Genomic DNA, 4,535 nt, shown 5'->3' with positions numbered 1-4,535 from the left:
CCGGCCCAGCCCGCAGGATCGCCCGGCAGATTGGCGCCACGAGTCACGCGACCGGGGAAGAACGTTTCGTTATCCAGCAGCGTCTGATCGTCCAGCGCCACAATGTTGTTCTTCTTTTTGATCTCGGTGTAGTCGACGGATAAGCGCAAACCGTCGACCCAGCGAGGCGTGAACACAAAACCTGCCGACCAGCTGGTCGAAGTCTCGGACTTCAGATCCGGATTGCCGCCGTACGAATAGTCGACCATTCCAGTGATGGGCTCGTTGCCCCGTCGCGGATCGTTCAACCAGCTCAGCCCGGTGTCGCCGGGAATCACAGTCGACGCCGTCAGCTGCCCGATATCCGGCGGCAGAAAGCCTTCGCCATAGCTGGCGCGAAAAGCAACATCCCGACTCGGCTGCAAGCGCAGCGCGATCAAGGGACTCACTTCTTCGGTCTGATGCCGAATGAAAGTAAACCCTTCCGGTGTTCCTGGCGGCCGATACAAAGACGGCGCCGCGTTAGTGCTTTCATAGCTGTCCCAACGACCAGCCAACTGCAGTTCGGCCTCTTCCATCCAAGCCAGCTTGTTCGATGGCGACAGCAACGGCAGCCGCAGTTCCAGATAGGCACTGTCGATGGTTCGCGAACGCTCCGGAAACAGACGCACGAAGCCGTTACCGAAGCGCTGGGTGCTGGTACTGAAGTCGGAGTCCTGACGCTCCAACAACAATGACACCTGTGGGCGTCCCGCCGGCAACGAACCCACCGGGCCGCTGAGCCGGAGCGCCGGATTCTTGGTGGTGACTTCCAGCGGCGATTGAATCAAAGTGAAATCATTGGCCAGAAACTGCCGGACATCGATGCCTTGCTCATCAAAGCCGCGCAGCACGTCGATGGCGCCTGCATTAACGGCGGAATAAAATGCAGCGTTGTTGCCGAAGCTCGGCGTGGTGTTTCGATAGCTCCATTCGGATTCGGACAACGTGTAGTCCAGCGACGCCACCCACTGCCCGGGCAAGTTGACGATCACGCCGGTGGCATAGCGGTCGTAACCGCTCTCGGCTTCGATGTAGCCGGCCAGCTGCTGCGTCGACCAAGCCACGTCGATGTCTTGATCGAACGGGTTACTCGGTGCGTCCGCCGAAATCGATCCCGGCAGATTGACGCCGCGCCCACCCCAGCGGGAACGATTCTCCGAATGGGAAATTTCCAGGAACGCTTTCACCCGATCGCTGAACTCATGTCGCACCGAGCCGCCGAAATACTTCACCGGTGCGCCGGCGCCAGCGATCACCGCGTCCGAGCCAGTCACGCCCCGTGAGTTGCGCTCGGCACCACTGGCCAGACCGAGATCGTAGTTGCCGGCGTTGGAACGCAGAGACGCGTCGCCGTCGAGACCGATGCCGCGGAAACTCTCCGGCGCGTAGGTGATGCCCGAGTTCAGTTCGGTGCCGTCATCGAGAACCAGGTTGTCGCCCGAAGCACTGCGAACGTTGATGCCGGAACCCAAAGGCAAGTTGTAGCCTGGACTATTCGCAAGCAGTCGCTCGCGGCCGCGGCGTGAAAACTCACGCTGGCGATTCAACAGCGTGTCGCTCTCGGTGTAACTCCCGTTGAGTAACACGCTAGTTCGGCCGTCGAACAAGGTGAAGCCGCTCGATAGATCGTAACGCTTGACTGCGGAGTCGCCGTCAAAGCTGCTGTCGTAGGTCACCGCGGCCTGAGTGCCCACGTAGTCACGACGCATGATGATGTTGATGACACCGCCCGTCGCCGAGCCGCCGTAGATGGCCGAAGCCGTGGTCGGCAGCACTTCGATACGTTCGATGGCAGCCAGTGGAATACCGTTGATGTCGGTCTGGCCCGAGGAGAATCCATTAGTCGTCGACGCCGCCCGCCGGCCGTCGATCAGAACCAGCGTTTGTCCCTGCCCCAAGCCACGCAGGCTGATGCTGCTGGTGTTGCCGTTGTTGATGTCGGTGGCAACTGCCGGTGTCGCTGACGAGTTCATGGGCAGACGCGCCATCAGGAAATCGTTCAAGCTGGTCGCGCCCGAGCGTTCGATACTTTCGCGATTGAACACTACATAGGGTTGCGGATCGTCTTGGGTGCGCTCGATGTCGACGTTCAAAGATTTCTTGCCCACCACCATGACTTCGGGGATGCCTTTGACGACCACCTCCTCCGCCACTTGGTCAGGTGCATCGACTCGCTGCGTCGACTTGCTATTGCTGGTGGCAGCGCGCTTCAGCACCACAGTGGTGGCATTGACGTAGCTCCACGTCAGGCCAGTACCTTGCAGGAGTTTGTCGAGCGCGGCGTCGAAGGTGAAACGGCCGTTGATCGCGGGTGCTTTCAAACCACGCGCGAGCTCGGGACCGTATGCGACCTGCATGCCGGACTGCGTACCGAATTTGCTCAGCGCATCCTCGAGACTCGATGCAGGGATGGTGAATTCCGCCGACGCTCTGCTATCGGCCGCGACCACGACGCTGGGCACAGCCATCGTGGCCAGCAAGATTGCCGATGCCGAACTGCGCATCGAATGGGTGAGCAGGACGTTTCTTATTGCACGCAGCACATGGATCATTTGTTTTCTCCCCATTCTTGTCGGTATCGCGCATGCCCCTGACATGCGCTCCTGTGGGGTTCAACGAATGATGCTGGCAGCAACCCTACCTCGTGCCCGCGTTCAATGAGCTGCCGCGGCAAAACAATACGATTTCATGTTCTTCACGCTGCGCACGCAATGGAAACAGCGCTTCGAACGCTGCCACCATGGCTTCGACGTCACCGGTGCGGAACGAGCCGCTCACGCTCACTTGATTGATCCGCGGGTCACCGATCCGAACCTTGCGGGTCGAGTAGCGATTCGCTTCGTCGACGGCTGCGGCCAACGCCACGCCGCGAAACTCCAGCCGGCCGCTCAACCAACTGCTCACGGCGGCAACATCCACGTTCCGTCGAAGAATTCCCGAAGCGCCGGCGTCGTAGACGGCCTGCTGGCCCGGAACCAGTTGTTCCACTTCACGTCGCGACTCGCGGTCAATCCGCACTCGGCCTTCGAGCAACGTGACTGCGACTTTGTGTTCCGACGTGTTGACCAGGAAGCGCGTACCCACCGCCGTCACTGCGCCATCGGCAGCGTTGACTACGAACGGCCTGGCGGGCTCCTTGGCAACATCGAAGGCAGCTTCGCCACTCTCCAAGTCCACCTCACGTCGCCTACTCGTCATGCGCACTTTGACACTGCTGTTGGTGTTCAATCGTAGCGTGCTGCCGTCCGAGAGCATCTCGGTCCGCTGCTCACCCACCGCAGTGGTGAAGACGCGGTCCGGCTCGCCTCGCGGGAACAGCAGCGCTACAGACACCGCAACGATGCCAGCACACAGCCCCAGCCAGAGCACCGCCGGGCGCGTGAATGTTCTTCGGAAGCGAGCAGCCTGCTCGACTGGCGGACGCTGATCCTCCTCGATGAGCGCTCGCAGCCGCTGCGAGCCTTGGATGACGGCCAGCTGGCCCCACAAGCGCTCGACCTCTGCATACGACGAAGCATTCTGCGCATCGCTCGAACACCACGCGTCGAACGACTCCTGCTCGGCTTCCCGAACCGCGACATCGCGCCGCCGGGCAAACCACAACTCAGCTTCTTGCAATGATTTTTCTTTGACACCGGTCATCATGACCTCCTACGGCGACCCGGCGTCGGGCTGGCCTACCTGCTTGCGACATTCGGCGAGGGCGATCGCGAGATGTTTCTCCACGGTCTTGATCGAGATCCCGCAGCGGGTGGCAATCTCTGCATTGCTCAGACCCTCGATCCGGCTGAGCAAGAACACGAGACGACGCTTCTCGGGCATGCCGAGCACGACTTGTTCCAGACGCCGCAGCTGCTGCTCGGCGTCCACATGCCGGTCGTGCGAGGGTTCCTCGCTGTCGAATTCGAGCTCTTCGATGGGCAACTGGGTGCCCGCCTGGCGCAGTCGCATCCAGCGCCAATGATCGGTCATGAGATTGCTGGCGATACGAAACAACACCGGCCGCAGCTGGTCCGGCTCGATGCGACCCTCGTAGCGCAATAGCCGGGTATAGGCTTCTTGGGCGAGGTCGTCGGCGTCCTGGGCGTTGGGCAAGCGCGCTCGCAGGATGCGGAGCAGTTCCGCATGATAACGACGCGCGAGCGCTTCCACCGTATCGGACATCGATACAGTGTGGCCCAATATCCCGCACGGGGCGAGGTCTGTTGAGAGCTTGCTCGGCATGGCCTTCCTGTCCGTACAACGGCTCAGGAGGCCTGCCACCCTACCTACTTGCTAGAAAATGTCCGCTCGAAATAATCGAACTTGTGGGCCTCTTCAGGCCGCGTTGTCAGGTTCACGAACGGCGTGTCACTTCCCGTCATTCACTCAGCCTGCGTGTAGGAAAACGGATCTGTCGGTGCTGGCAGCGTGGGCACCGGCATCCGGGGCAGCGGCTCATCGCGGTTCGCAGCGTGCAGCAGGAAGGACGCAAGGATCGCCGCAGCCTGCTTCATGTCATCGATCCGCAGATG

3 protein-coding genes are annotated in these 4,535 nt (G+C 61.1%); all 3 read right to left on the bottom strand.

Features of this window, described 5'->3' with window-relative positions; genetic code table 11:
* Positions 1–2,573 (bottom strand): TonB-dependent receptor (locus JNL55_RS20295; protein ID WP_293857956.1); only part of this gene is annotated, 2,573 nt, incomplete at its 3' end.
* A gap of 85 nt (positions 2,574–2,658) precedes the next feature.
* Positions 2,659–3,663 (bottom strand): FecR family protein, encoded by a 1,005-nt coding sequence (locus JNL55_RS20290; protein WP_293857953.1) that lies wholly within the window; start codon positions 3,661–3,663, stop codon positions 2,659–2,661.
* A 9-nt stretch (positions 3,664–3,672) separates the two neighbouring features.
* Positions 3,673–4,185 carry an RNA polymerase sigma factor gene (locus tag JNL55_RS20285; protein ID WP_293857950.1) on the bottom strand — a complete coding sequence of 171 codons (513 nt, stop codon included), beginning with the start codon at positions 4,183–4,185 and terminating at the stop codon, positions 3,673–3,675.
* Positions 4,186–4,535 lie beyond the last annotated feature (350 nt).

The sequence above is a fragment of the Steroidobacter sp. genome (assembly GCF_016790065.1).
In the GTDB taxonomy this organism is placed as follows: domain Bacteria; phylum Pseudomonadota; class Gammaproteobacteria; order Steroidobacterales; family Steroidobacteraceae; genus Steroidobacter.
The sequence above is the reverse complement of the archived record's forward strand: the minus strand, read 5'-3'. Positions and strand labels throughout refer to the sequence as shown.